The organism is Pseudomonas sp. GL_103 (genome assembly GCF_057835175.1).
In genome coordinates, this window is record NZ_CM174420.1 from 2,622,794 (window position 1) to 2,648,074 (window position 25,281).

General features: G+C 60.8%; 24 protein-coding genes and 3 pseudogenes. 14 read left to right on the plus strand and 13 right to left on the minus strand.

Going from position 1 to position 25,281, the window contains the following annotated elements; genetic code table 11:
* Positions 1–166: 166 nt before the first annotated feature.
* Positions 167–2,767, minus strand: a complete 2,601-nt coding sequence (gene acnB / locus AC3IP0_RS12085; RefSeq protein ID WP_489319762.1) for a bifunctional aconitate hydratase 2/2-methylisocitrate dehydratase — start codon at positions 2,765–2,767, stop codon at positions 167–169.
* Between the two features lie 457 nt (positions 2,768–3,224).
* On the opposite strand from acnB, the gene AC3IP0_RS12090 reads away from it, so the two are divergent.
* Positions 3,225–3,695 (plus strand): DUF1289 domain-containing protein, encoded by a 471-nt coding sequence (locus AC3IP0_RS12090; protein ID WP_056727706.1) that lies wholly within the window; start codon positions 3,225–3,227, stop codon positions 3,693–3,695.
* A gap of 111 nt (positions 3,696–3,806) precedes the next feature.
* Here the strand turns inward: AC3IP0_RS12090 and AC3IP0_RS12095 are convergent, their stop codons facing one another.
* Positions 3,807–4,670: a universal stress protein gene (locus AC3IP0_RS12095; protein ID WP_489319401.1), complete on the minus strand. Its 864-nt coding sequence runs from the start codon at positions 4,668–4,670 to the stop codon at positions 3,807–3,809.
* A gap of 157 nt (positions 4,671–4,827) precedes the next feature.
* Here AC3IP0_RS12095 and AC3IP0_RS12100 point away from each other — a divergent pair, with 157 nt between their 5' ends.
* Positions 4,828–5,436, plus strand: coding sequence for a MiaE family protein (locus AC3IP0_RS12100; protein WP_223542583.1), 609 nt, complete (start codon positions 4,828–4,830; stop codon positions 5,434–5,436).
* Positions 5,437–5,567: 131 nt separating this feature from the next.
* Here the strand turns inward: AC3IP0_RS12100 and AC3IP0_RS12105 are convergent, their stop codons facing one another.
* Positions 5,568–6,056, minus strand: a complete 489-nt coding sequence (locus AC3IP0_RS12105) for a GFA family protein (RefSeq protein WP_489319402.1) — start codon at positions 6,054–6,056, stop codon at positions 5,568–5,570.
* 51 nt (positions 6,057–6,107) lie between these two features.
* A complete protein-coding gene (locus AC3IP0_RS12110) occupies positions 6,108–6,266 on the minus strand; it encodes a hotdog family protein (protein WP_489319403.1) in 159 nt (52 codons plus the stop codon).
* Between the two features lie 228 nt (positions 6,267–6,494).
* Between AC3IP0_RS12110 and AC3IP0_RS12115 the strand changes: the two genes are divergently transcribed.
* The 3 genes from AC3IP0_RS12115 (at position 6,495) to AC3IP0_RS12125 (ending at position 9,704) form a co-directional block, all read left to right on the plus strand.
* Entirely contained in the window at positions 6,495–7,379 is an 885-nt protein-coding gene (locus AC3IP0_RS12115; RefSeq protein ID WP_090454991.1) for a LysR substrate-binding domain-containing protein, read from the plus strand.
* A gap of 100 nt (positions 7,380–7,479) precedes the next feature.
* Positions 7,480–8,604 (plus strand): agmatine deiminase, encoded by a 1,125-nt coding sequence (aguA, locus tag AC3IP0_RS12120; protein WP_489319404.1) that lies wholly within the window; start codon positions 7,480–7,482, stop codon positions 8,602–8,604.
* A gap of 2 nt (positions 8,605–8,606) precedes the next feature.
* Positions 8,607–9,704 carry an extracellular solute-binding protein gene (locus AC3IP0_RS12125; RefSeq protein WP_489319405.1) on the plus strand — a complete coding sequence of 366 codons (1,098 nt, stop codon included), beginning with the start codon at positions 8,607–8,609 and terminating at the stop codon, positions 9,702–9,704.
* 132 nt (positions 9,705–9,836) lie between these two features.
* Here AC3IP0_RS12125 and AC3IP0_RS12130 read toward each other — a convergent pair whose 3' ends face one another.
* The 4 genes and pseudogenes from AC3IP0_RS12130 to AC3IP0_RS12145 form a co-directional block, all read right to left on the minus strand.
* On the minus strand, positions 9,837–10,454 hold the full coding sequence (locus AC3IP0_RS12130; protein WP_489319406.1) for a DNA-3-methyladenine glycosylase family protein: 618 nt from the start codon (positions 10,452–10,454) through the stop codon (positions 9,837–9,839).
* A gap of 4 nt (positions 10,455–10,458) precedes the next feature.
* The gene (locus AC3IP0_RS12135) at positions 10,459–11,271 is read right to left on the minus strand and encodes an isocitrate lyase/PEP mutase family protein (protein WP_489319407.1); all 813 of its coding nucleotides are present in this window, start codon (positions 11,269–11,271) and stop codon (positions 10,459–10,461) included.
* Positions 11,272–11,306: 35 nt separating this feature from the next.
* Positions 11,307–12,389 (minus strand): bifunctional transcriptional activator/DNA repair enzyme AdaA, encoded by a 1,083-nt coding sequence (locus AC3IP0_RS12140; RefSeq protein WP_489319408.1) that lies wholly within the window; start codon positions 12,387–12,389, stop codon positions 11,307–11,309.
* Between the two features lie 101 nt (positions 12,390–12,490).
* A pseudogene (locus tag AC3IP0_RS12145) lies at positions 12,491–12,751 on the minus strand (LysE family translocator); the annotation flags it as partial.
* A 329-nt stretch (positions 12,752–13,080) separates the two neighbouring features.
* Between AC3IP0_RS12145 and AC3IP0_RS12150 the strand changes: the two are divergent.
* Both AC3IP0_RS12150 and AC3IP0_RS12155 read left to right on the plus strand, forming a co-directional pair.
* Positions 13,081–14,421: a tetratricopeptide repeat protein gene (locus AC3IP0_RS12150; RefSeq protein WP_489327504.1), complete on the plus strand. Its 1,341-nt coding sequence runs from the start codon at positions 13,081–13,083 to the stop codon at positions 14,419–14,421.
* 162 nt (positions 14,422–14,583) lie between these two features.
* The gene (locus AC3IP0_RS12155) at positions 14,584–16,071 is read left to right on the plus strand and encodes an IS1182 family transposase (protein ID WP_489319410.1); all 1,488 of its coding nucleotides are present in this window, start codon (positions 14,584–14,586) and stop codon (positions 16,069–16,071) included.
* A gap of 252 nt (positions 16,072–16,323) precedes the next feature.
* On the opposite strand, the gene AC3IP0_RS12160 is transcribed toward AC3IP0_RS12155, so the two are convergent.
* A complete protein-coding gene (locus AC3IP0_RS12160; RefSeq protein WP_489319411.1) occupies positions 16,324–17,256 on the minus strand; it encodes a universal stress protein in 933 nt (310 codons plus the stop codon).
* 324 nt (positions 17,257–17,580) lie between these two features.
* Here AC3IP0_RS12160 and AC3IP0_RS12165 point away from each other — a divergent pair, with 324 nt between their 5' ends.
* A complete protein-coding gene (locus AC3IP0_RS12165) occupies positions 17,581–17,811 on the plus strand; it encodes a hypothetical protein (protein ID WP_489319412.1) in 231 nt (76 codons plus the stop codon).
* A 99-nt stretch (positions 17,812–17,910) separates the two neighbouring features.
* A pseudogene (locus AC3IP0_RS12170) lies at positions 17,911–18,069 on the plus strand (IS5/IS1182 family transposase); the annotation flags it as partial.
* A gap of 72 nt (positions 18,070–18,141) precedes the next feature.
* Here AC3IP0_RS12170 and AC3IP0_RS12175 read toward each other — a convergent pair.
* A pseudogene (locus AC3IP0_RS12175) lies at positions 18,142–18,510 on the minus strand (LysE family translocator); the annotation flags it as partial.
* A gap of 91 nt (positions 18,511–18,601) precedes the next feature.
* Positions 18,602–19,498, minus strand: a complete 897-nt coding sequence (locus tag AC3IP0_RS12180; RefSeq protein ID WP_489319413.1) for a DMT family transporter — start codon at positions 19,496–19,498, stop codon at positions 18,602–18,604.
* An 89-nt stretch (positions 19,499–19,587) separates the two neighbouring features.
* On the opposite strand from AC3IP0_RS12180, the gene AC3IP0_RS12185 reads away from it, so the two are divergent.
* Both AC3IP0_RS12185 and AC3IP0_RS12190 read left to right on the plus strand, forming a co-directional pair.
* Positions 19,588–20,919: an aminotransferase-like domain-containing protein gene (locus tag AC3IP0_RS12185; protein WP_489319414.1), complete on the plus strand. Its 1,332-nt coding sequence runs from the start codon at positions 19,588–19,590 to the stop codon at positions 20,917–20,919.
* Between the two features lie 86 nt (positions 20,920–21,005).
* Positions 21,006–21,593: a LysE family translocator gene (locus AC3IP0_RS12190; protein ID WP_489319415.1), complete on the plus strand. Its 588-nt coding sequence runs from the start codon at positions 21,006–21,008 to the stop codon at positions 21,591–21,593.
* A 17-nt stretch (positions 21,594–21,610) separates the two neighbouring features.
* Here AC3IP0_RS12190 and AC3IP0_RS12195 read toward each other — a convergent pair whose 3' ends face one another.
* Positions 21,611–22,444: an AraC family ligand binding domain-containing protein gene (locus AC3IP0_RS12195; protein ID WP_489319416.1), complete on the minus strand. Its 834-nt coding sequence runs from the start codon at positions 22,442–22,444 to the stop codon at positions 21,611–21,613.
* Between the two features lie 33 nt (positions 22,445–22,477).
* The gene (locus tag AC3IP0_RS12200; protein ID WP_150724096.1) at positions 22,478–22,981 is read right to left on the minus strand and encodes a VOC family protein; all 504 of its coding nucleotides are present in this window, start codon (positions 22,979–22,981) and stop codon (positions 22,478–22,480) included.
* A gap of 266 nt (positions 22,982–23,247) precedes the next feature.
* Here AC3IP0_RS12200 and AC3IP0_RS12205 point away from each other — a divergent pair, with 266 nt between their 5' ends.
* The 3 genes from AC3IP0_RS12205 (at position 23,248) to AC3IP0_RS12215 (ending at position 25,278) form a co-directional block, all read left to right on the plus strand.
* Positions 23,248–23,496: a transmembrane sensor/regulator PpyR gene (locus tag AC3IP0_RS12205; protein ID WP_489319417.1), complete on the plus strand. Its 249-nt coding sequence runs from the start codon at positions 23,248–23,250 to the stop codon at positions 23,494–23,496.
* Positions 23,496–24,650 (plus strand): NnrS family protein, encoded by a 1,155-nt coding sequence (locus tag AC3IP0_RS12210; RefSeq protein WP_489319418.1) that lies wholly within the window; start codon positions 23,496–23,498, stop codon positions 24,648–24,650. The genes AC3IP0_RS12205 and AC3IP0_RS12210 overlap by 1 nt, the downstream gene beginning before the upstream one ends.
* 172 nt (positions 24,651–24,822) lie before the next feature.
* The gene (locus tag AC3IP0_RS12215) at positions 24,823–25,278 is read left to right on the plus strand and encodes a (2Fe-2S)-binding protein (protein WP_489273309.1); all 456 of its coding nucleotides are present in this window, start codon (positions 24,823–24,825) and stop codon (positions 25,276–25,278) included.
* The last annotated feature ends 3 nt before the right edge of the window (positions 25,279–25,281 follow it).

Genomic DNA, 25,281 nt, shown 5'->3' on the forward strand with positions numbered 1-25,281 from the left:
GGGAGCGAGCTTGCTCGCGATAGCGGTGGATCAGTCGACATAGATGTAACAGACAAACCGCTATCGCGAGCAAGCTCGCTCCCACAGGGGTAGGGGGCTGTGGCAGAAGGCATAAAAAAACGCCGCTCATCTCACGATGGGCGGCGTTTTTCATTGCGTTGCAACGTTAGGCTTGAACGACCGGGATGTTGGCGTTCGCAGCAGCTTCACGGAACTCGGCGATCTGGTCGAAGGACAGGTAGCGGTAGACATCGGCCGCCATGCTGTCGATCTTGCCAGCGTATTCCATGTACTCCTCGACGGTCGGCAGGCGACCCAGGATGGAAGCCACGGACGCCAGCTCGGCCGAAGCCAGGTAGACGTTCGCGCCGTCACCCAGACGGTTCGGGAAGTTACGGGTCGAAGTCGACACGACAGTCGAGTTCGGCTCTACACGTGCCTGGTTACCCATGCACAGCGAGCAGCCCGGCATTTCCATGCGCGCGCCGGCCTTGCCGTAGATGCCGTAGTAGCCTTCTTCGGTCAGCTGGTGAGCGTCCATCTTGGTCGGCGGCGACAGCCACAGACGGGTTGGCAGCTGACCCTTGACCTGTTCCAGCAACTTGCCGGCAGCGCGGAAGTGACCGATGTTGGTCATGCACGAACCGATGAACACTTCGTCGATCTTCTCGCCAGCAACGCTGGAGAGCAGGCGAGCGTCGTCCGGGTCGTTCGGCGCGCAGAGCACAGGCTCCTTGATGTCGGCCAGGTCGATCTCGATGATTTCAGCGTATTCAGCGTCTTTGTCCGCTTGCAGCAGCTCAGGGTTGGCCAGCCAGGCTTCCATCGCTTGAGCGCGACGTTCCAGAGTACGTGCATCGCCGTAGCCTTCGCCGATCATCCAGCGCAGCAGGGTGATGTTGGACTGCAGGTATTCGGCAATCGACTCTTTGGACAGCTGGATGGTGCAACCGGCAGCCGAACGTTCAGCCGAGGCGTCAGACAGTTCGAACGCTTGCTCTACGGTCAGCTTAGGCAGGCCTTCGATCTCCAGGATGCGACCGGAGAAGGCGTTCTTCTTGCCTTTCTTCTCTACGGTCAGCAGGCCAGCCTGGATCGCGTAGTAAGGAATGGCGTGAACCAGGTCGCGCAGGGTGACGCCTGGCTGCAGTTCGCCTTTGAAGCGAACCAGGATCGACTCAGGCATGTCCAGCGGCATGACGCCGGTGGCTGCGGCGAACGCAACCAGACCGGAACCGGCCGGGAACGAGATGCCGATCGGGAAACGGGTGTGGGAGTCACCACCGGTACCGACGGTGTCTGGCAGTAGCATGCGGTTCAGCCACGAGTGGATGATGCCGTCGCCCGGACGCAGGGAAACGCCGCCGCGGGTCATGATGAAGTCAGGCAGGGTGTGGTGGGTGGTCACGTCGATCGGCTTGGGGTAAGCCGCGGTGTGGCAGAAGGACTGCATCACCAGATCGGTCGAGAAGCCCAGGCACGCCAGGTCTTTCAGTTCGTCACGGGTCATGGGACCGGTGGTGTCCTGGGAGCCCACGGTGGTCATCTTCGGTTCGCAGTAGGTGCCCGGACGAACGCCGGTCACGCCGCAAGCCTTGCCGACCATTTTCTGCGCCAGGGTGAAACCCTTGGTGCTTTCAGCCGGTGCTTCAGGCTTCTTGAACAGGTCCGAAGGTGCCAGGCCCAGCTCGGTGCGAGCCTTTTCGGTCAGGCCACGGCCGATGATCAGCGGAATACGGCCGCCGGCACGAACTTCGTCCAACAGCACCGGGGTCTTCATTTCGAAGGTGGTCAGGACTTCGTCGGTGCCGTGCTTGCAGACTTTGCCAGCATGCGGGTACAGGTCGATCACGTCGCCCATGTGCATGTTGGAAACGTCGAATTCGATTGGCAGTGCGCCGGCATCTTCCATGGTGTTGTAGAAGATCGGAGCGATCTTGCTGCCGAAGCAGAAACCGCCGGCACGCTTGTTCGGTACATAAGGAACGTCGTCGCCGAAGAACCACAGCACCGAGTTGGTGGCCGATTTACGCGAAGAACCGGTACCGACCACGTCACCGACGTAGGCGATAGGGAAACCGGCGTTGCGCATTTCTTCGATCTGCTTCATCGGACCGGTGACGCCTTGTGCGTCAGGCACGATGCCGTCGCGAGCCATTTTCAGCATGGCCAGGGCGTGCAGCGGGATGTCAGGACGGGACCAGGCATCAGGCGCAGGGGACAGGTCGTCGGTGTTGGTTTCGCCGGTGACCTTGAACACGCGCAGGCTGATCTTGTCGGCCAGGGTCGGGCGCTTCACGAACCACTCGCCGTCAGCCCAGGATTGCAGCACGCCTTGGGCGTGAACATTACCGTTCTTGGCTTTTTCAGCGACGTCGTGGAAGGCGTCGAACATCAGCAGGGTGTGCTTGAGTTCTTCGGCAGCTACTGGAGCCAGTTCGGCGTCGTCCAGCAGGTTAACCAGAGTCACGATGTTGTAGCCGCCCTGCATGGTGCCGAGCAGTTCAACAGCGCGCTTCTTGTCGATCAGGGGGGATTTGGCTTCGCCTTTGGCGATGGCGGACAGGAAGCCGGCCTTTACATAGGCTGCTTCGTCCACTCCAGGCGGAACGCGATTGGTGATCAGGTCAACGAGGAATGCTTCTTCGCCAGCCGGGGGATTTTTCAGCAGCTCGACCAGGCCTGCAGTTTGTTCGGCGTTTAGCGGCTGGGGAACGATACCCAGTGCTGCGCGCTCTTCGATATGTTTGCGGTAGGCTTCAAGCACAGTTATTACCCTCATCAGTGGTCCCAAATGGGTGTCCGGGACGCTCATCCCGAAATTGCCGTACTCATGCGCTGCATGGCGTTGTGAGCCACTTAGCCAGAATTACCGACAATTCCTTACAGAAGCTGCTTTCAAAGTTTTACGCCTGCAGAACGGGAGCTGATGAGGGTTGGCGTTGGGCTTTTCCCCGCTGGAAAAACCCCTCGCCAACACCGCTCTGAAGGAACGACTGTGCTCGTGACGCTTTGAAAACAGCTTCTAACGGACATTGGCGCCTAAAAAGGCAGGCTGATTCTACGGCAAAAAAAAATTAAAGGTAAGTCAGTGTTTATTGGACTTTGGTGGAGGCGGTCACCAGAGCCCGATTCTCCATAGGCCCTGAACTTTGAGGGGTGATCAATGGCCGACAAAGGGCTAACATGCCGGCCTGTCCTGCTTTTTCGCGTTTTGCCTATCTATGCCCAATCAGACCATCAAGACACCCTGCGTCGGCCTCTGCTCCACCGTTTACGGTGACCTGGTGTGCCGTGGCTGCAAGCGTTTCCACCACGAAGTGATCCACTGGAACGGTTACAACGAGGAAGAAAAGCGCGCGGTATGGCTGCGTCTTGAGCAGTTGCTGTCCCAGGTGATGGCCGCCAAGGTGGAAATTTTCGATCCTGCGCTGCTGAGAATGCAGCTGGAGCAGCGCAAGATCCGCTTCGTGCCCCATCAGTCGGAATATTGCTGGGCCTACCAGTTGATCGCCCGGGGCGCGCGGGTGATCAACAACCTGGAAGCCTACGGGATGGTGTTGCTGCCGGAGTTTCGCGAGTGGAACCTGCCGGAACTGCGCGACGCCATTGATCGGGAATTTTTCCTGCTCTCCGAGGCCCATTACCAGCGCTACATTGCGCCGGGGTTTTTGAAAGATGCCTTCGGCGGGTAGCTCTTAAAAGCATCGCGAGCAAGCTCGCTCCCACAGAAGGTTTGTGAACGATACAGATCCCCTGTGGGAGCGAGCTTGCTCGCGATGGCGTCCGGCCAAACAGCAAAAATCTCAATGCTTGTCGACAATCTCCTCAAGATGATCCGCCACTTCCATCGGTTTGAGCACCAGCACGTCGCTCTCGACCGAATCGAGCACCACTTCCGCGGTATTGCCGATCAACGCCCCTGACAACCCGGTGCGCGCCACGGTGCCGATGACGGTCACGGCCGCCTGCAGCTTGTGCACCATGAACGGAATCAACACGTCCGCCGGGCCTTCCTCGATGTGCAGGTGATCATCGTCGATGTCGAATTCCGCCTGGAACGACTTGCATTGCTCGCGGTAGCGCGCCTGGATGGTTTCGCTGAGTTGAAACGTCGGGTCGGCCGACGACAGCATCGGCGACGGGTGGGCGCTGATCACGTGCAAGCGAGCCTTGGCCAGGGTGGCGATGTCATAGCCATGATCAATGATGGTGTCGTGCAAGTGGCGGTGTTCGAGGTCGGTGTTGCCGACGTCGACGGCTGCCAGGATCACTTTGTCTTTCCATGAGCCAGCGGTTTTCACCAGCAGTACCGGGGAAGGGCATTGGCGCAGCAATTTCCAGTCCTCGGGTGTCAGCAGGGCCTTTTTCAGCGCGCTGTCGGGAAAGTGCTGCTTCACCACAAGACCGCAGCCTTCGGCTTGCTGCACATCGATGATGGTTTGATGCAGGCTCTGATTCCAGGCCTGCTCAGTGGTGACGTTGTAACCGTCTTCCAGTAAAGCGGCCTTGAGCACACCCAACATGCCACTGTGATCATGCTTGGGGTCGCACACCAGCAGATGCAACTGTGCCTGGGTCACACCGGCGATCAACTTCGCCCGTTTGAGCGCCAGGCTTTCGGAATGTTCGGGGTCGATGACCACCAGAATGCTGCGAACGGCTTGCATGTGCGCGATCTCCTGAAAAAAACACGGCGTTGCACAACTATAGTTGCTGTCTGCGATTCGGGGACTTGATGCATATCAACGGTTGGCGACTGGTGGTCTGCGGGCAGGCCGGTATAATCGGCGCCCTTCGTTTTGAACCTATTTTTCCGTGAGCCCCATGATCCTTCCCGAAATTCACGAGTTCCTTGGCTGCCGCACCCCCGACGGCTGGATCCAGGCCGCGCTGGCCGATCAGGAAACCCTGCTGATCGACCACAAGAACTGCGAATTCAAGGCGGCCAGCACCGCGTTGAGCCTGATCGCCAAGTATCACTCACACGTCGATCTGATCAACATGATGTCGCGCCTGGCCCGGGAAGAGCTGGTGCACCACGAACAGGTCATGCGCCTGATGAAGCGGCGCAAGATCGAACTGCGCCAGCTGTCCGCCGGGCGCTATGCGTCGGGGCTGCGCAAGGTGGTACGCAGTCACGAGCCGGTGAAACTGGTGGACACCCTGGTGGTGGGGGCGTTCATCGAGGCCCGCAGTTGCGAGCGTTTCGAAGCCCTGGTGCCGCACCTGGACGAAGAGCTGGGCAAGTTCTACTTCGGTTTGCTCAAGAGCGAGGCCCGGCATTTCCAGGGTTACCTGAAACTGGCCTACCAGTACGGCGACGCCAAGGACATCGCCCAGGTGATCGACAGGGTCCGCGCCGCCGAGCAGGAACTGATCGAGTCGCCGGACGTGGAGTTCCGTTTTCATAGTGGTGTGCCTGCGGCGGCCTGATTATTCGGTGTTGTTCTGGCAGACGCCTTCGCGAGCAAGCCCGCTCCCACAGTTGACCGAGTTCTCGGATGGGATCACGGTCGAATGTGGGAGCGGGCTTGCTCGCGAAGGGGCCATCAGCAACACAAAAGCTAACGGCTCAAACCCAGCCGTTCATGCCATTGCGCAATGGACTCTTCGGGGTACACATCGAACTGTAGATCTCCGGGCTGCGCCTCGACTTCTACCCATGATGCCTTTGAACCCAACATCAGGTGCGTGTGTTCCGGCGGCACCGGCAGCGGGGTGTCGATGGCCGAGGCGAACGGGTGAATCAACTCCGGCCACTGCGGACTGAACAACCACAGGCCCGAGCCGCAGACCGAGCAGAAATGCCGTTCGGCGGTACTGCTGTGGGCGCGTTTGTCGCCGTCTTCCTTGAGCCGCGCATGGTAAATCGCGATGTGCTTGCGCCCGCGAACCTTGAGGCTGGCGGCATCGCCACCGAGGTTGATCGCATAGCCACCACCGCCCTGAGTCTTGCGGCAGATCGAGCAGTAGCAGCGCTGGTAAGGGTAGGGGTGGGCGCAGGTCAAACTGAACGACACCGCGCCGCAATGGCAGGAACCTTCGAGTTGCATGAGAATCTCCGGTTGTCTGGAACGTACCCGGAACAGCCTAGACCGTCCGGGCTACTCGACCGGCACCAGGATCGCGTCGCCGGTCGCCACCAGTTTCAGTTGATCACCGGTTTGCGCGAACAGCTCGGCGCGGGCGAACACCTGCTTCTTGCCGGCCTTCACCACCCGGCCCCGGGCGATGAACACTTCACCGATGGCAGGCGCCCTCATGAAAAACCAGAGCGAATACCAGCCGAATCTAAGGCTGCAGGGTTCCCCTGCAACATAGAATCTCCCACAGTGGATCTGTGGTGAGCGAAAAATCGGTGTTCGACGCGCTCCCCTGTGGGAGCGAGCTTGCTCCGGGCGGCGCTCCGACGATGAACGAAAACGCGGTCCCACTGGACGCCCACCAAAGGCCAAGTCAGCATGTCCCCCTCGAAACCGGGACATGACCTGATGCGACGACTACCTTCCCTGGCAGCCCTGCGAACCTTCGAATGCGCCGCCCGCCACGCCCATTTCGGTCGGGCGGCGGCTGAGTTGTGTGTCACCGACAGCGCGGTCAGCCACCAGATTCGCCAACTCGAAGAGCAGCTCGGCGTGCCGTTGTTCGTGCGCGAGGGCCGTCAGATTCGCCCGACCCTGGCCGCCGGGCGCCTGATGCAGAGCTTGCAGCAGGCTTTCGAACTGATTGGCGATGCCTGTGATGAACTGCGCGACCCTTCATCCCTGGCGGTGTTACGTCTGGCGGTCACCGCCGAGCTGGCGCAAAAGTGGCTGATGAGCCGGCTCACGGATTTCTACGCGCGCTACCCGCACATCACCTTGCATCTGTACGAACAACCGATCGACGCCACGGCGCCCGGGGAAGACATCGACCTGGCGATCACCTATGGCACCGGCCCAGTGGACAGTACCGCGTATTTTGTCCGGCCGCTGCCGGCGTTGCAGTTCTTCCCGGTGTGCAGCCCCGGCCTGTTCAACCAGGGCACGCTGAAAACCCCGAAGGACCTGGCCCGCCACTGCCTGTTGCACGACGACCAGGACGGCAAGACCTGGACCGCGTGGCTCACCAGCCATGCCGGCGACCAGCGCCCCGACCGTCAACTGTATTTCGCCCATGCGGGGCTGGCGCTGGAGGCCGCGGCCCAAGGGCAGGGCGTGGCCATGGGCGACAACCTGACGGCCCAGGAAGATTTGCTCAGCGGGCGGCTGGTACGGCCGTTCACCTCGAGTATGACTGCGCTGGGCCAATACGCGCTGGTGTGCGAGCGGCTGCGGCTGGAGCGTCCGGCGGTGGCGCAGATGCTGGAATGGTTCAACGATCAGTTGCTCGATTGATGAGTTAGATTCAAGTATTCCGAAATAATCATCGTTGGCGAGCCAGTCGCCAACGCCCTTAGCCTGTGGTCATTCCAATCCATGTTGAAGAGGTTTGACCATGGCCCGCTTGCTCGACACTACTCCCAAACTGGACGGTTTCCGTCTGCCCGGCGAATTCGAAGCCAAGTCCGGTTGCTGGCTCGGTTGGCCGGAGCGCACCGACGTCTGGCGCAACGGGGCCAAGCCTGCGCAGAAAGTCTGGGTGCAGATCGTCACCGCCATTTCGATGAGCGAACCGGTCACCGTGTGCGCCTCGGCGGCACAGTTCGCCACCGCGCGCCGGCAGCTGCCGCCGCAAGTGCGCGTGGTGGAAATGACCTGCAACGACACCTGGTTCCGCGACAGCGGCCCGTGCTTTGTGGTCAATGACCAGAGCGGCGAAGTGCGCGGCGTCGACTTCGAATTCAACGCCTACGGCGGCCTCGACGGCGGCCTGTACTATCCGTGGGACAAGGACGACCAGATCGCTGGCAAGATCCTCGAAATTGAACGCTTCGACCGCTATCGCGCACCGTTGATCGCCGAACTTGGCGGCATCCAGAGCGACGGCCAGGGCAGCATCCTGACCACCGAACAATGCCTGCTCAACCGCAATCGCAACCAGCACCTGGGCAAGGCCGAAGTCACCCGTCGCCTGACCGATTACCTCGGCGCCGAGCAGGTGATCTGGCTGCCACGGGGCTGCAAGTTCGACGAAACCGATGGCCATGTCGACGACCTCGCGTGTTTCGTGCGGCCTGGGGAGGTGGTGCTGCAATGGACCGACAATCGCGACGACCCGCAGTGGGAAATCTATCAGGAGGCCTACGACATCCTGCGCAGTACCCGCGACAGTCGCGGCCGCGAGTTGATCGTGCACAAGCTGCCGCAGCCGGATGTACTGGAGTGGACTGCCGAAGAAGCCGAAGGCCTGGACCAGCAGGACAGCACCCATACCCGCCAGGCCGGGACGAAGATCTGCGCGTCGTACATCAACTACTACGCCGGCAACAGTTCCATCGTGGTGCCGTTGTTCGGTGATCGCAACGACAAGGTGGCGCTGGCGACCCTGGCCGAGCTGTTCCCGAAACACAGCATCGTCGGCATCGAAAACTCCCGGGAAATCCTCCTCGGTGGCGGCAACGTCGCGTGCATCACCATGCCGCAGTACGCCGCCGCCCACGCCAACAAGAAAGGAGCGTGACCGTGGGCCTGCACAAACTGACTCAAGCAATACTGCTGGTGCTTGCACCCCTGTGTGTGCAGGCCGCCGACACCACCAAACCGGTGGTCAACCTGTACATATGGGGCGAGTACCTGGCCCCGGACACCTTGAAGAATTTTGAAGCAAAAACCGGCATCCATGTGGTGGTCGACCACTTCGACTCCCTGGAAACCGTCGAGACCAAGCTGCTCACCGGCCGCAGTGGCTACGATCTGGTGCTGACGGCGGGGCAGCATCTGTCCCGGGCCATCGAGAGTGGCGCGGTGCAGACGGTCGACAAGCAGCAACTGCCGCATTTCGCCGGCGTCGGCGAGGAGTTTCGCCAGCACATGGCGGTGTTCGATCCGGGCAACCGCCATGCCGGGATTTACGCCTGGGGCACCACGGGGGTGGGTTACCAGGAGCAGGCGATCAAGCAGCGCCTGCCCGACGCGCCGACCGACAGTTGGGCGATGCTGTTCGATCCGGCGGTGGTATCGAAATTCGCCGATTGCGGGGTCAGTCTGCTCAACGATCCCAACGAAGTGTTTGCGGCGGTCATGAAGTACATGGGCCTGGACATCAACCGCCAGAACCTCGATGACTTGAAGCTGGCCGAGCAGCAACTGGCGAAGATTCGGCCGTACATTCGTTACTTCGACAACGACCTGAACATCAGCGACCTGGCCAACGGCAACACCTGCGTGGCGATGTCGTGGAACGGCAACGTGGCCATCGCCGCGGGCCAGGCCGAGGCGGCGGGCAAGCCGTATTCGCTCAAGTACCGGATTCCTAAGGAGGGCACGCTGATCTGGTTCGACGCCATGGTCATTCCCAAGGATGCGCCGCATCCGAAGGCCGGCCTGGCATTGATGGACTATCTGATGACCCCGGAGGTGATTGCGCCGATCACCGACAGTATCCATTACGCCAATGCGATCACGGCGGCGGATGATCTGGTCGACCCGGCGATTCGCAATGATCCGGGGACGTATCCGACGGCCGCGGTCAGGGCTTCGTTGTATAGCAAGAATGACAATGGCAAGGCGTTCAACCGGGCGTTGATCCGGGCGTTCAGTCGGTTGAAGTCGGGGTTGTGATCAGTTTCGGGTGATGTATTGACTGGGCAGACGCCTTCGCGAGCAAGCCCGCTCCCACATTCGACCGCGATCCCATTTGAGAACTCGGTCAACTGTGGGAGCGGGCTTGCTCGCGAAGAACGATAACGCGGTCTACCGCCCGGGCACCCGCCACAAATACCAGGAGGCCACCGTCCGATAAGGGCTCCACGCCGACCCGATCTCGATCATTTGCTTGCGCGTCGGCTGCACCTCCAGCCCTTTGAGCCGTCGATAACCTTCACGCACGCCAAAATCATCGGCCGGCAGGATATCCGGGCGTTCCAGGCTGTAGATCAGCAGCATCTCCACGGTCCAGCGACCCACGCCGCGCAGGGTGATCAGGCGTTCGATCAGCGCTTCATCGTCCATGGCCAGCGCCGTGGCGTAATCCGGCACCACGCCGTCCAGCGACGCCTGGGCGATGCCCTGGATGGTCGCGATCTTGCTCGCGGAAAACCCGCAACTGCGCAGTCGGTCGAAATCCGTGGCGACGATCTGTTCAGGCCGGGGAAACGAATCCGAACCGAACAGCGCCAGCAGCCGGCCGACAATCGCATCGCCGGCCTTGGCGTGCAGTTGCTGATAGGCAATCGCCCGCACCAGCGACTCATACGGGTCACGCGCCGCATGCGGCTGGTGCAGGCACGGGCCGATGGCGTCGATGTGGCGGCGCCAGTCTTCATCGATGGCGGCCAGGAACGCACTGGCCGCCCGATAGCCGTCGGCCATGGGCTCAGGCTTTCCCGGACGGTTTCAACAGGGCGTTCACTTCGCCATAGGTCAAAGCCTTCAGGTCGTGGCTATCGAACCGGCCGGTTTGCAGAAAACTCTTGGCGATGCCGGCCATGGCGCCGTAGAGGAATTCTGCGATGCCCGAACCTGCAGTCAGGCGGCGTACGCCCAGTGCCTCAAGTGCTTCGGGCGACGGCAGGCCCGCGAACCCCAGCACATTCAGTGGCAGCGAGGTGCCCTGGCACAGCGCCTTGATCTCGTACTCCGCGGTAACGCCTGCGGCAAACAGGCCATTGGCACCGGCCGCCTGATACAGCGCGGCGCGCCTGAGGGTTTCGGCTACGCGGTCTTCGGCGGGCACCAGGCCCCGCAGGTAGACATCGGTGCGCGCATTGATAAACAGGTTCACGTTACGTCGGTCGGCCACCTGGCGCGCGGTTTCGATCTTGCGTACCAGCAACTCCGGCGGCGAGGAACCGTCTTCGATGTTGATCCCGACCGCACCAGCGGCGATCACCGCGTCAACCACCTGGGCCACCCGTTCCAGGTCATCGGAATAACCGGCCTCGATGTCCACGGTCAGCGGCACCGAAATGACCCGGGCAATCGACTCGACCGTCGAGACCAGGCGCTCAAGGGGCAGGGTGTTGCCGTCCGGATAGCCGTGTGCCCAGGCGACCGCCGCGCTGCTGGTGGCCACGGCCTTGTTGCCCAGTTGCTCCACCAGCCGCGCCCCGGCGGCATCGGCGACGTTGGTGAGGATCAGCAAACCTTCTTGATGCAGTTGGTGCAGTTGATTATCGAGCCTGTCCATCGAGTTTCCTTCCTTATGAAAAATCTGTGGGGGGATCAGAGCGCCAATTGCTCCGTGAGCTGCACCGCGGCGTTTTCCAGCCTGAGCAGAAACGCCTTGCGCGGCTGGCCTCCAGCGTAGCCGGTCAACGAGCCGTCGGCGCCGATCACCCGGTGGCAGGGCACGACAATCGATAAGCGGTTATGCCCGTTGGCCAGGCCCACCGCCCGGCTGGCACCGGGCTTGCCCAGGCTCGCCGCGATGGCGCCGTAGGTGGTGGTCCGGCCGTAGGGGATCTTCGCCAGTTCAGCCCAGACCCGGCGGGAGAACTCGCTACCGGGCATGTGCAAGGCCACGCTGAACTCAGTGAGCGTGCCGGCGAAGTACGCGGACAATTGCTCTTCGATTTGCTGCAAATGCGCGTTGTGCCCCGGCGCCACGGCATAACCGAAACGGTTTTGCAGCGCCTCGACCGCCGGGTTCAGCGAGGCCTGGTCGAGAAACTCCAGCAGCACCAGCCCACGCCGTTCGGCCATGGCGATCATCGGCCCCAGCGGCGTGGTCAGGCGAGTGAACAGCAGCGGCTCGCTGTTGGCCGCGCGGCCCGGGGTGATGTGAAACGACTTTTGAAAGGCGTCGCGAAATCCGCTCAGGGACTCGTAGCCGGAATCGAAGGCGACGTCGTCGATGGAGTCGCCCTGTTTGATCCCGTCCAACGCCATGCCCAGGCGCCGGGCGCGCAGCCAGGCGTGGAAGGTCATGCCGAAATGCTGCTTGAACCAGCGGCGCAGTTTCAGCGGTTCGATGCCTTCGGCCAGTAGTTGGGCGTCTGTCCAGCGCTGCTCCGGGTCGGCGTCTACCGATTTGAACAGTGTCTGCACCCAGTCCGGCGCACTGGCGGCGGTGTCCAGCGGTTTGCAGCGCAGGCAGGCGCGATAGCCCGCCGCCAGGCATTGTTCGGCGTTGGCAAAGAACTCGACATTCTCCGGCTTCGGGCTGCGGGCGGTGCAACCGGGACGGCAGAAGATGCCTGTGGTCTTGACCGCCGTGAAGAACACCCCCTCGTAGGAGGTGTCTCGCTCGAGCATGGCGCGAACCATCTCGGCACGGGGCGGAAGCAGCGTTTTTTGTAGGTTCATGGGCGCAGCATAGATCGCGTCATGGATGGCCTCCACCGGAAAATCGACAGTGAATTTCGCTCCTTTGAACACTGCGGGTCAATGTGGGAAAAATATCTACTTCAGGCGCGTCTGGCCATCAGCAATACTGAAGCCGCCGCCGACAACAACCCGGCACAGCAACGGTTGAACATCCGCTTGCCCGACGGCCTGGCGAACCAGCGGCGCATGTGCAGGCCCATGTAGGCATAGGCGCCGATGGCAATCCACTCCAGCACCAGAAACAGCGCACCCAACACCACGAACTGCGGCGCAATGGCGTGGGTCGAGTCGACGAATTGCGGCAGGAACGCGGTGAAAATCAGGATGGCTTTGGGGTTGCTGGGGCGCAGCTTGATTTCGTCCTGACCTGAGGGGGCGCTTTCGACCGAGGCTGTGTAAAAACGTTCTCGACCAGAAACGGCGATCTGAATCGCGTCAAATAACGCGATCCCGCGCAAATTTCAGGTCTTGATTTGACCAGAACTCCGGCACATTTCACGTAGCAACGCAGGCCTGAAAAATGATGCAGGCGTTTTTACACAGCCTGGGCCAGAAGCAGCCATTCACGTTTCGTCGGAAAAGTGTCTCCGAGCCACATTCGGGGGGACAATCGAGAGCGATCTTCACATCTCGATCATGTATGCCCTTAGGGCGTGGTCAGGAGGAAGCCATGAGCAAGCGCGACAAGCGTGGCAATCCTGTTTCCTATGGCGTGCAGGAGGCGATCGATGCTCTGGATAGCGCTTGCGACTTGCTGCATGCCTACCAGGCCGATCCTCTGGCGGCGGCTGACAAAATTATCGCGCAGCACCCGGATTTTGCGCTGGCCTACGCCTTTCGTGCTGGCGCGATTGCGACTGCGACCGACAAAGCGTTTGACTCAGAGCTGTTCAAAAGTCTGGACGCGGCAGAGCGGTTGGCACCGAAAGCGAATGATCGCGAGCGGCAGCATATCCATGCCGTACGCGCTTGGTTCGACGGCGACTGGGAGCGGGCAATCGAAACCTGGGGGCGTGTTTCGATGGAGCACCCCCGCGATCTGCTGGCACTGCAACTCGCCCATTTGGGCGACTTCTATCTAGGTTACTCGCACATGCTACGTGATCGCGTGGCTCGTGTGATGCCGCGCTGGGATAACCAGACTCCTGGCTTTGGCTTTGTGAAAGGGATGTATGCCTTTGGCCTGGAAGAGGCAGGGGATTACCGGCAGGCCGAAGAGCAGGGGCGCGAGGCTGTTGCCTTGAACCCGCAGGATGGCTGGGCAGTGCATGCCGTCACCCATGTCATGGAAATGCAGGGCCGTAGCGAAGAGGGGGCCAAGTATCTTTCATCCAGCGCCAGTGCTTGGGCTCCCAATAGCATGTTTGCCTTCCATTTGTGGTGGCACCAAGCGCTATTCCTCCTTGAGGCCAATGATGTGGCGGGCGCGTTTCGTCTCTTTGATGAGGACATTTCAGCGGGTGGATTTGGTCAAGCGCTTGAGCTACTTGATGGATCAGCGCTGCTCTGGAGACTCTCTCTGCTCGGTCATGACGTTGGAGATCGGTGGAAAGGACTGGCCGAAAGATGGGAGTCCCGTTGTGAAGACGGCTTCTACGCCTTTAACGACGTGAACGCGATGATGTCATTCGTGGGTTCTGAAAACAGCCGTGCACAAACTCAGCAGTTGGATACCCTGAAGCGGGCTGCTGCTGGCACTGGTACCAACGCCATGATGAGTAGAGAGATTGGTGTGCCGGCGTGCGAAGGGTTGGTGGCGTTTGGTCGTGGGGATTACGCCCAGGCTATAGCGTCGTTGATGCCGCTACGAGCCAAAGCCAACCGCTTCGGCGGTAGTCACGCGCAGCGTGATGTCTTCTCATGGACGCTGACCGAAGCCGCTATTCGCCTTGGCAACCGCACACTTGCCGAGGCACTGGTTGCCGAGCGCCTTGCATTGAAGCCTGAGAGCCCGATCAACCGCGCCTGGAAAATGCGAGCGGGTCAATTTCAGCCGCTGCATGCGCGATAGCAGGAAGTCCGACCAATAAGGGGACCAGCAATAAGGGGGCAGATCTATTTTCTCCGGGGCTTGCAGCAACCTTGTAGAAGCGGGCAGCTATGGGTCCAGGCTGTGTGAACACGCCAGTGATTGTCTAACCTTCTGATCGTCGAGATCGTATCGGGGGCGATCATGAAGCGATTCATTGAAGGTGAGGCTCGGACGCAAGTCACCTTGCTGCCGGAGTGTCTGGACGATTACGTAGCTGAAGAAAATCCAGTGCGCGTGGTCGACGTTTTCGTCGATGAACTCGATCTGGGTGCACTTGGGTTTGAAGGTGTCGATCCTGCTGCAACGGGGCGTCCGGCCTACCATCCCGCGATCTTGCTGAAGATCTATATTTACGGCTACCTCAATCGGATTCAGTCCAGCCGCCGGCTTGAGCGTGAGGCCGAGCGTAACGTCGAGTTGATGTGGCTTACGGGGCGTTTGGCTCCAGACTTCAAAACCATTGCCGACTTTCGCAAGGATAACGGCAAAGCCATTCGCAGGGTATGCCGCCAGTTCGTAGTGCTTTGTCGCAACCTCAATCTCTTCTCTCAATCGATCATCGCCATCGATGGCAGCAAGTTCAAAGCCGTCAACAACCGTGACCGTAACTTCACCCAGAGCAAAGTGAAGGCGCGCATGCAACAGATCGAGCAGAGCATTGACCGTTATCTGGCGGCGATGGATTCGGCGTATCGGGCAACGCCCGAAGTGGCCGAGGCCAAGGCCGAGCGGCTGAAAGAAAAAATCGAAACCCTGAAACAGCAGATGCAGAAACTCAAGGACATCGAGGCGCAGCTTCATGACAGTCCAGACCAGCAAATCTCTCTTACCGATCCAGATGCACGCTCAATGGCCACGAGCGGGCGAGGCACCGGAACGGTTGGCTATAACGTACAAACAGCCGTCGACGACAAGCACCATCTGATCATTGCCCATGAGGTGACCAATGTTGGCAATGACCGGACGCAACTCAGCAATATGGCGAACCACGCGCGTGAAGAGATCGGCGCTGAGTCGCTGACGGTGGTAGCCGACCGAGGTTATTACAAGGGTCTGGAAATCCTTGCTTGCGAGCAGACTGGCATCACCACCCTCGTACCGAAACCCCTGATCTCGGGCAGCAAAGCCGAAGGCCGATTTGGCAAGCAGGACTTCATCTACGTTGCTGCATCGGACGAGTATCGATGCCCTGCGGGACAGTTACTGACCCGGCGGCATTCGTCGATGGAAGACGGCATGTTATTGCATTGTTACTACTTCTCGGGCTGCCAGTCCTGCGCAATGCACAAGCAATGTACGACGGGTAAGGAGCGCCGTGTGAAGCGCTGGGAACATGAGGCGGTAATCGATGCGATGCAGGTTCGGTTGGAACTTGACCCGGGGAAGATGAAGGTTCGCCGTCAAACTGTTGAGCATCCTTTTGTAACGCTCAAATACTGGATGGGAGCCACCCACTTCCACACCAAAACACTTCCGCGGGTAAGTACCGAAATGAGCCTTCATGTGCTCGCCTGCAACCTCAAACGAATGATGAGCATCTTCGGCATCTTGGGACTGCTTGAGGCGATCAAGCGGCTGACTAGGGTAATTCGCGCTTCCGTCTGCTGGTTTCGCAGGCAACGTCCGTAGCTCTCAGCTTTCGACGTATTCAGTGCGTTTTCACACAGCCTGGACCCAAAGCCGACGATCACAAGTGCCAACGAAACACGTGGCAATTCATCCAGCAGACATGTTTGCTAGCTGATTCCGGTGCGGGCTGGCCTCGCCTTCTTCTTGGCGCTGACTAGCAGGATGGCAGGTCTTGCTTACTGAGTGAATCTGCATGGTTGATCTGAGGTGCTATGCCAAGGCAGTTGGTTGGCCGGTGCAGTTGACTAACTCCTAAGTATGTGGCCGATGATTATGGTGGTTATATGGCCAAGAGGATGCCGCAGTATCTACCGATGTACTGGGTGATGGGGCGGCCAGTTCCTCCAGATGGGTAATGATGTCGTCCGGTTTGAGCACCAGTACGTCACTGTCCAGGGTGTCCAGAATCATCTCGGCGGTGTTGCCGATCAATGCGCCGGACAGTCCGGTACGGGCTACGCTACCGATCACCGTGAGCACGGCTTTGAGCTTGTGCGCGATGTACGGGATCAGCACATCGGCCGAACCTTCCTCGATATGCAGGCGTTCGTCGCTGACGTCGAATTCGGCCTGGAATGTCTTGCACAGTTCGCGATAGAGAGCCTGAATGCTCTCTTTGAGTTGGAGTACGGGGTCGGCCGCCGAAAGCATGGGGTAGGGGTGGGCGCTCATCATGTGTAGAGTGCCGCCGGCCAGTGCGGCGATGTCGTAGCCGTGGCTGACAATGCCGGAATGCAGGACGCGATGCTCCATATCACTGCGGCCAGCATCGATGGCCGCGAGAATGGTGCCACCGCTCCAGGGTCTTGCAGTTTTTACTATAAGCACCGGGCAGGGGCAGTATCGCAGTAGCTTCCAGTCCTCGGGGGTGAGAAGGGCCTTCATCAGCGGGGTGTCGGGCAGGTGCTGCTTGATCACCAGGCCACAGCCCTGCGCCCGTTGGGCGGCGATGATGGTCTTGTGTGAACTCCCATGCCAGGCCTGCTGGGCGCTGACGCTATAACCCTCCTGTACCAAGGCGGCTTGCATGTCGTTCAGGTAGGAGGAATGGTGGTGTCCCTTGTCGCAGGCCAGCAGATGCAGGTGCGACTGGGTGGCGCTGGCAATCATTTTGGCTCTATTCAGGATCAGGTTCTCGGACTGCTGCGAATCCACCACCACCAAGGTGTTGCGAATGGTGTGCATGAGTATCTTCCTGTGCGTGAGTACAGTTTTTATGTGGGGCGGCGGCACGGGCGCTCTTGGCCTATGCCCCTTCGGGCGGGTTGTACGCGTTACTGGCCAACCCTTGCCCACCCGTCAACTGGAAGCTCACTTACCGACATCATGCACGCGACAGCTAAAATCGAATTCTGCCCGCTCAGTCCGATTGTTAACGCTTGAATCGAGCTGGCATTAATAACCGGAACGGCGGCTGATCGCTCATGCAACTGCGCAAGCTGACTCCACAGCGCTGGCGCTGTTGTTCCTTTGCATCTATATTGAGTTGTAACGCGGCCGGTACACTTGGTGCTGGATGAACTGCGTTACTTCTTGCTGGTCGCGCTGCTGGCAAAGAAAGCGCGTGAGTGTCTGCCGCGTTCAATGCTGTGCCTGCCTGCGCCTATCCGCCCGCGCAAATACTACGCCCGAGTGGATACCCCCGACCTTGGTGGAATGAATCGAGTTGCTTTCTTGTGGGCGCTTTTTGCGCGCTCAACTCAATGGCTAAGTATGGTGGCTATTCTGCTTAAAGCTTAGGTAGTTGGTCGACTGAGTTAGTTGATTTTCACCTAAGGAAACTCTGAACAAACCCCATTCGATCTGAAGAAAAAGCACCGCTCTCGCTGGCCGAGACGCCTGAAGCAGATTACCTTTTTCGATGCCGAGTACGCCGAAAAACGCAAGCAAACTCGTCGCGAGCGCTTCCTGATTGTGATGGATCAGGTGGTGGCATGGACTGGGCTGGTTGCTTTGTTCAAGCCCTGTTACCCGGAGAGACAACGCAGTCATCCGGCGTAACCGCAATCTGGACTTGCCTGAACGTCAGCCGATAGCAGCCTATTAGACGATTTTACATTGCCCATCATTAGGCTTGCCGGCCGCGACCAGGAATTCCTGCCTGGCCAGCGCCAGCGTGCCCACGGGGGCAGTGGTGACCACGTTTTCGACACCCGGATCGGCGCGCCACAATTGCCAGGCGAGGTAGAACAGGTAGGCCGCGCCGAGGATCTTGATGGCGTAGAACAGCAGCTCGGAGGTTTGCAGCACCACCGCCAGCCCCGCCGAGGCCAGGGCAATCATCCCGGCGAACGCCAGCAACCGGCCGATGCCGGCCACACAGGCGGTGCGGTAGCCATAGCGGGTCGAATTGCTGACCGACAGCAGGTTGTTGGGGCCGGGTGCCATGTTGAGGGCGAAGCAGGCCGGCAGAAACAGGGTGAGGGTGGCGAGGTCCATGGTGGGCTCCTGTAGCAAGAGCGCTATTTTTATCACGGCTCACCCTTGGCCAGACCCATACAGTCATGGGCGCAAACCACTGTACACGGGGCTATCTGGCGAACTTTTTCGCCCCGGCGACGCAGAGGATCACGGCGACGGTGACACCCAGCATGCCTACGCTGACATGTTCATGCAGCAGGGTGGCGGCCAGGGTCAGCCCGAAAAACGGCTGAAGCAGCTGCAATTGCCCAACGGCGGCGATGCCCCCTTGGGCCAGCCCGCGATACCAGAACACGAAACCGATCAGCATGCTGAACAGCGAGACGTAAGCCAGGCTGAACCAGGCCGGCGTGCTGATGCCGGTGAACGAAGCCGGCATGCGCGTCCAGCTAAGCGCCGCCACGACCGGCAGCGACAGCACCAACGCCCAGCTGATCACCTGCCAGCCACCCAGCGTGCGCGACAGCTTCGCGCCTTCGGCATAACCCAGGCCGCAGGCGAGGATGGCCAGCAGCATCAGGATGTCGCCTTGGGGGGAGGCGGTCAGGCCTTGGGACAGGGCAAAGCCGACCACCAGCAGGCTGCCCAGCACCGAGAAAATCCAGAACGCCGCCCGTGGCCGCTCGCCGCCGCGCAGGACGCCGAACACCGCCGTCGCCAGGGGCAACAGGCCAACGAAGACGATGGAGTGCGCGGACGTCACGTATTGCAGCGCCAGCGCGGTCAACAGGGGAAAGCCGATGACCACGCCCAGGGCAACGATGATCAGCGGTATCAGTTGCTGGCGCGCCGGGCGTTTTTCCTTGAATAACCACAGCAGGCACAGCGCCAGGACCGCCGCGATGGTCGCGCGCGCGACCGTCAGGAACACCGGGTCAAACTCCAGCACCGCCACCCGGGTCGCCGGCTGCGAGCCGCTGAAGATCACCACGCCGATCAGGCCGTTGATCCAGCCGCTGGTACTGTTTTCCAGCGTCCGGTGTTGCAGGTTCGAGGTCCGTTCCATTTGGCTCACGCTCATTGTCTGATTGCACGAAACTCATCGTATGAGCGACTATTGATACAATCAAAAAATTGTCATGGATACATCTCGACATGCCTCGATCCCGCTACAAGACCCTGGTGGATGCCTTTGCCGCCGACATCCGCTCCGGGCGTCTGCCGCCCGGCACGCGCCTGCCGACTCACCGGCAACTGGCAATCGAGCACGGTCTGGCACTGGTCACCGCCAGCCGGGTGTATGCCGAGTTGGAGGGCATGGGCCTGGTCAGCGGCGAAACCGGACGCGGAACCTTTGTCAGGGAAACCTCGTTGCCGCCGGGGCAGGGCATCTCGCAGCACGTGGTGGCGGCGGGGATGATCGACCTGAATTTCAACTACCCGTCGTTGCCCGGTCAGGCCGACCTGTTGCGCACGGCCTTGCGTCAACTGGCGTTGTCCGGTGACCTGGAATCCCTCCTGCGTTACCAGCCCCACGCGGGACGCCTGCACGAGCGGGCCTCGGTTGCGCGCCATCTGCTTGAGCGCGGGCTGAGCGTGCCGCCTGAACAGGTGTTGATCGTCAGCGGCGCCCAGCATGGCCTGGCGGTGGCGATGATGACGCTGCTCAAGCCCGGCGATGTGATCGCCGCCGATGCGTTGACCTATCCCGGTTTCAAGACGCTGGCGGAAACCCTGCATCTGGAAGTCTTGCCGATTCCGGTCACCGATACTGGGCCTGATCTGCCAGCGCTGGAAAAACTCTGCCGCAGCCGATCGGTACGGGCCGTCTACTCGATGCCGACCTTGCACAACCCTTTGGGCTGGGTGATGGACTTCGATCAGCGCGAGCAGTTGGTGGCGATTGCGCGCCAGCATGACCTGACGATCATCGAGGATGCGGCCTACGCGTTCCTGGCCGAAGACGTACCGCCACCGTTGGCCGAGTTGGCGCCGGAGAGGACGGTGTACGTGTCCGGTCTGTCGAAGAATGTCGCCACCGGGCTGCGCGTCGGTTTCATCGCCGCACCCGCGCAATGGGTCGCGGCCTTCGAACGCACCATCATGGCGACCACCTGGAACACTCCGGGCGTGATGACCGCCATCGTCACGGCCTGGCTCGACGACGGCACCGTCAGCCAACTGGAGGCGCAAAAACGCGCGGACGCCCGGGCCCGGCAAGCCTTGGCCCGCGAGGTGCTGGCAGGGCTCAGGATCATCAGTCACCCGAACTCCTATTTTATCTGGCTGCCCTTGGCGGAAGACGCCCGGGCCGACCAGATCGCCATGGCGCTGATGCGCGAGCAGGTGTCGGTGTCGCCCGCCGAGCCCTTTGCGATTTCGTCCCATGTGCCGCACGCGATACGCCTGGCGTTGGGCTCCGTGGACATGGATTCGCTGCGGGTGGCCCTGGGCAAGGTTAAGAACGTCGTTGGCTATTACTCATAGCGCTGCAGGGCAGTTTTCTTCAATACGCGAGCCGCTCGGCTCTTTACCTTGAGGGCCTTGTTCAATTCGATGGAAGAAGGTGTGCAATGAGTCTGATGATGTCCATGGCGGCGTTTGCGCTGGTCGCTTCCATCACGCCGGGGCCGGTTAACATTGTGGCGTTGAGTTCCGGTGCACGGTTCGGCTTCCGGGCCAGCCAGCGTCACGTGGCCGGGGCCACCCTGGGGTTTGTCTTGTTGTTGGTGTTGATGGGCCTGGGCCTGCATGAGTTGCTGCAACGCTGGCCGGCGCTGACCCAGGTGGTGCAATGGGCAGGCGTGGCGTTTCTGTTGTACATGGTCTACAAGCTGGCGGCCGACAACGGGCAGGTGCAGGCCAGTGAGTCGGCCCAGGCGCCGTCGATGCTGTATGGCGCCATCATGCAATGGCTCAACCCGAAGGCCTGGCTGGCCTGCGTGGCCGGCATGGGCGCGTTTGTCGCCGATGGCGAGGCACGCCTGGTCTGGCAGTTCGCCGCGATTTACCTGGTGATCTGCTATGCATCGGTCGGATGTTGGGCGTATGCCGGGACGTTTTTGCGCGGTTTTCTGAACAACCCGGCGGGTATGCGCCTGTTCAATCGCGCCATGGCGTTGTTGCTGGTGGTGAGTGCGGTGTACCTGTTGTTGCCGTAACGGCAATCACCAAGGATTCACCCCCGATACTGCCCCGGTGTCGCCGCCAGATGCTGTTTGAACGCCCGTTGAAAATGCGCCTGATCGGCGAACCCCGCTTCCAGTGCCACGTCCGCGATCAGCTTGCCGCTGCGCAATTGATCCTGGGCGAACTGGATGCGCCGGTTCACCAGGAACGCGTGGGGCGTCATGCCGTAATGCTGTTTGAAAGCGCGGATCAGGTAGGACGGTGACAATTGCGCCGCCTCGCAAATGTCTTCGAGCCTGAGGGTTTGCGTGCAGTGGTCGCGGATGTAGTCGGCCGCGCGCTCCAGCTTGAAATTGGGTTCGCGCAGCGGCGGGTCGGCCGGGTTGAGTCGTAGCTGAACCTCGGTAAAGAACTCCACGGCCACGCTGTGTTTGCGCAGCACGTCCTGCTGTGGATCGACCAGCACCTCATACAAACCCGCGAGGTCGGCAAACAGCTGGGCGTCCCGGGTGTGGGTCAGGGAAAAGCGGCGAAACGCCGCGTCATCGCTGAACCCGAGCTGATGCTGCAAATCGGTCAGCCACGGCGTATCGACGTACAGCATCAGGTACGACCAGGGTTGGTCTTCGATCGGGTTGCAGGCGTGGACGTCGCCGGGGTTCATCAGCACCACCGTGCCGACGCTGACCTCGAAGGCTGACTGCTCATGGAGATAGGTGCTGCGCCCGGCGGTGATCGCCCCGATGGAAAAGTGCTCGTGGGCGTGCCGGGTGTAGCAGACTTCGCGCCCGTCGGCGATGGAGCGGGCTTCGATGAAGGGCAGGGCATCATCGCGCCAGAAGCGCGGGGCCTTGTCGGCGTTCTTGGCAACGGCGTGCTTCATGCTCACTCCTCGGCAGGTCAGTGCCCGAGTGTATTAGCTCTCGCCGTCAAAGGCGCGCTGCAACGTCGCAATATCGAGTTTTTTCATCTGCATCATCGCCTGCATGGCCCGTTGGGATTTCTTCGTGTCGGGGTCCTTGATCATGTCCATCATCGCGACGGGGACGATCTGCCACGACAGCCCGAACTTGTCCTTGAGCCAACCGCATTGCTGGGCCTCGGGCGTTCCACCGGCCGACAGGTTGCCCCAGTAATGGTCGACTTCTTCCTGGCTCAGGCAGTTGACCTGAAACGAAACCGCCTCGCTGAAGGTGAACAGCGGTCCGCCGTTGAGACCGGTGAAGCTCTGCCCGTCGAGCTCGAAGCTGACGGTCATGACCGAACCCTCGGGCCGGCCGTGGAACTCGAATCCGGCGTGGCCGTAATGGGTGATGGCAGTAATTTTCGAATGGTCGAAGATCGAGCAATAGAATTTCGCCGCCTCTTCGGCCTGATCGTCGAACCACAGGCAGGGCGTGAGTTTTTGTACGCGTAGCATGGTGCCAGCTCCTCTGCAGGTAACGCATGTTCCGGACTTTCAGCGTAGTCAGCCTCTGGTCGTCTGGCCGTACCGTAGATCGAGAAAATTGCCGCAGGGGTGCGCTACTGTAGTCAAAATGACTTTTTATGGAGTTAATAAGACTATTTGTGTGGTGTGTCTTTATGACTCGTATGCGCGCAAGTGCCTGGATCTGAAGGGGTAAAAACCTGGCACGGGACTTGAAGAGGTAAACGTACAACTGAACGCCTTCAGGAGTACGCACAATGTTCAACTTCTTCAGCAACCCTCGGAACGTTCTTCAATGGTCGAGCCGTGTACTCGGCGCGGGCCTGGCAATGCTGCTGGCCGGCGTTTACGGTGCCTATCTCTACGACGGCCATCTGGCGATCACCGCGCTGGTGACCATGCACGCCATGACCATTCTCGGCCCGACCCTGTTGAAAATCGGCTATGTCATGCGCCTGCTTTCCCAGTATCGCCTGAGCCAATTCCCGGCCCGAGTGGTGGCTTGATGCGCCGGCTTGCCGTTGCACCGGTCTTCAGCCTGGGCTTTCGACCTTTCTTTCTGGCCGGGGCCGGGTTCGCGGCCCTCGCCATCGCGATCTGGGCCTTGTGGCTGTACGGCCGCTTGCCCGGTGCGCAACCGGTGGGCGGTATGCTCGCCTGGCATCGACATGAAATGCCTTTCGGATTTGCCTCGGCCATCATTGCCGGGTTCCTGCTGACGGCGGTGCCCAACTGGACCGGTCGGCCGGGGCTCAAGGGCTGGCCGCTGATCGGCTTGGTGCTGGTGTGGCTGCTGGCACGGCTGGCCTGGTGCCTGCCGATACCTGCGCCCTTGCTGCTGGCCTTGCAGGTTCCGTTTCTGCCGTTGCTGGCGTGGGTGTTGGGGCGCGATCTGCTGGCCGCGGGCAAGCGCGAGAATTATCCGATTCTGTTGATGGTGACGCTGCTGGCCGGGTGTCAGGCGTTGACGTTGCTGGGGTTTGCTGTTGATGACGCCAATCTGCAACGTCATGGCGTGCTGGCTGCCTTGTGGCTGGTGGGCGCGCTGATGAGCGTGATCGGCGGGCGGGTGATTCCGTTCTTTATCCAGCGCGGCTTGAACCGGCCCGCATCGCCTGCGGTCCATCCGTTGCCGGGCAAGGTGCTGCTGATCAGCGCGATGTTGGCGGCGGTGTCTTTTGCCGCCGGATTGAATGACGTCCCACGGGTGTGGCTGGCGCTGTTGTTTGCGTTGATCAGCGGTTTGCATCTGCTGCGATTGTGGCGCTGGCATGATCGTGGTCTGTGGCGCGTGCCGCTGCTGTGGTCGCTGTACCTGGCTTACGCCTGGCTGGCTGTGGCGACGCTGGCCATGGCGCTGTGGCACCTGGGCTGGATGCCGCAACAAAGCCTGGCCACCCATTCGCTGGCCGTCGGCGGTATCGGCGGGTTGGTTCTGGCGATGATCGCGCGGGTCAGCCTGGGGCATACCGGGCGCTTGTTGCAGCCGTCAAAGGCGATCGTTGCAGGGTTTGCCCTGTTGTTGCTGGCGGGTGCGTTTCGAGTGTGGCTGGTGCCGTTTTCCGGCCAGGGTTTGGCGCTGTCGGCGTTGCTGTGGTGTAGCGCTTTCGGTGTTTTTGTCTGGCGCTACACCGGCATTTTATTGGGGCCGAGGCTCTAGCGAAGACCTTCAGGGCCGCCCTTCGAGGCGGCTTTTTCATGACCGGTGGTCGATGCGCCACGGCCTGCCGGCAAATTTGCGCTTAGCTGAAGGGATAGCCCGAGGCGCGCGCAGGTTTTACAAGGCCGCAGCGACGCCCCTTCAGATCACCCTGAGTCTGAGGAACCGCGCCATGCTCACCCTGAACATCAATGGCCAGGATCAGGAGCTGGATGTCCCCGCCGACATGCCGCTGCTCTGGGTCTTGCGCGATGTCGCCCACCTCACCGGCACCAAGTTCGGCTGTGGCATGGCCCAATGCGGGGCTTGCACCGTGCACGTCGATGGCGCACCGCTGCGCTCCTGCATCACACCGGCCACGGCCGTGGCCCATGGGCAAAAGATTCTTACCATCGAGGGCCTGTCCGCGGACGGTTCGCACCCGGTGCAACAGGCCTGGGCGGAACTTGACGTGGTCCAGTGTGGCTACTGCCAGTCCGGGCAGATCATGTCGGCGGCGGCATTGCTGGCGAAAATTCCGCAACCGACCGACAGCGACATCGATCAGGCGCTGTCCGGCAACATCTGCCGTTGCGGCACTTACCCGCGGATCCGCGCGGCGGTCAAACGCGCCGCCGAGCTGGGTTGAGGT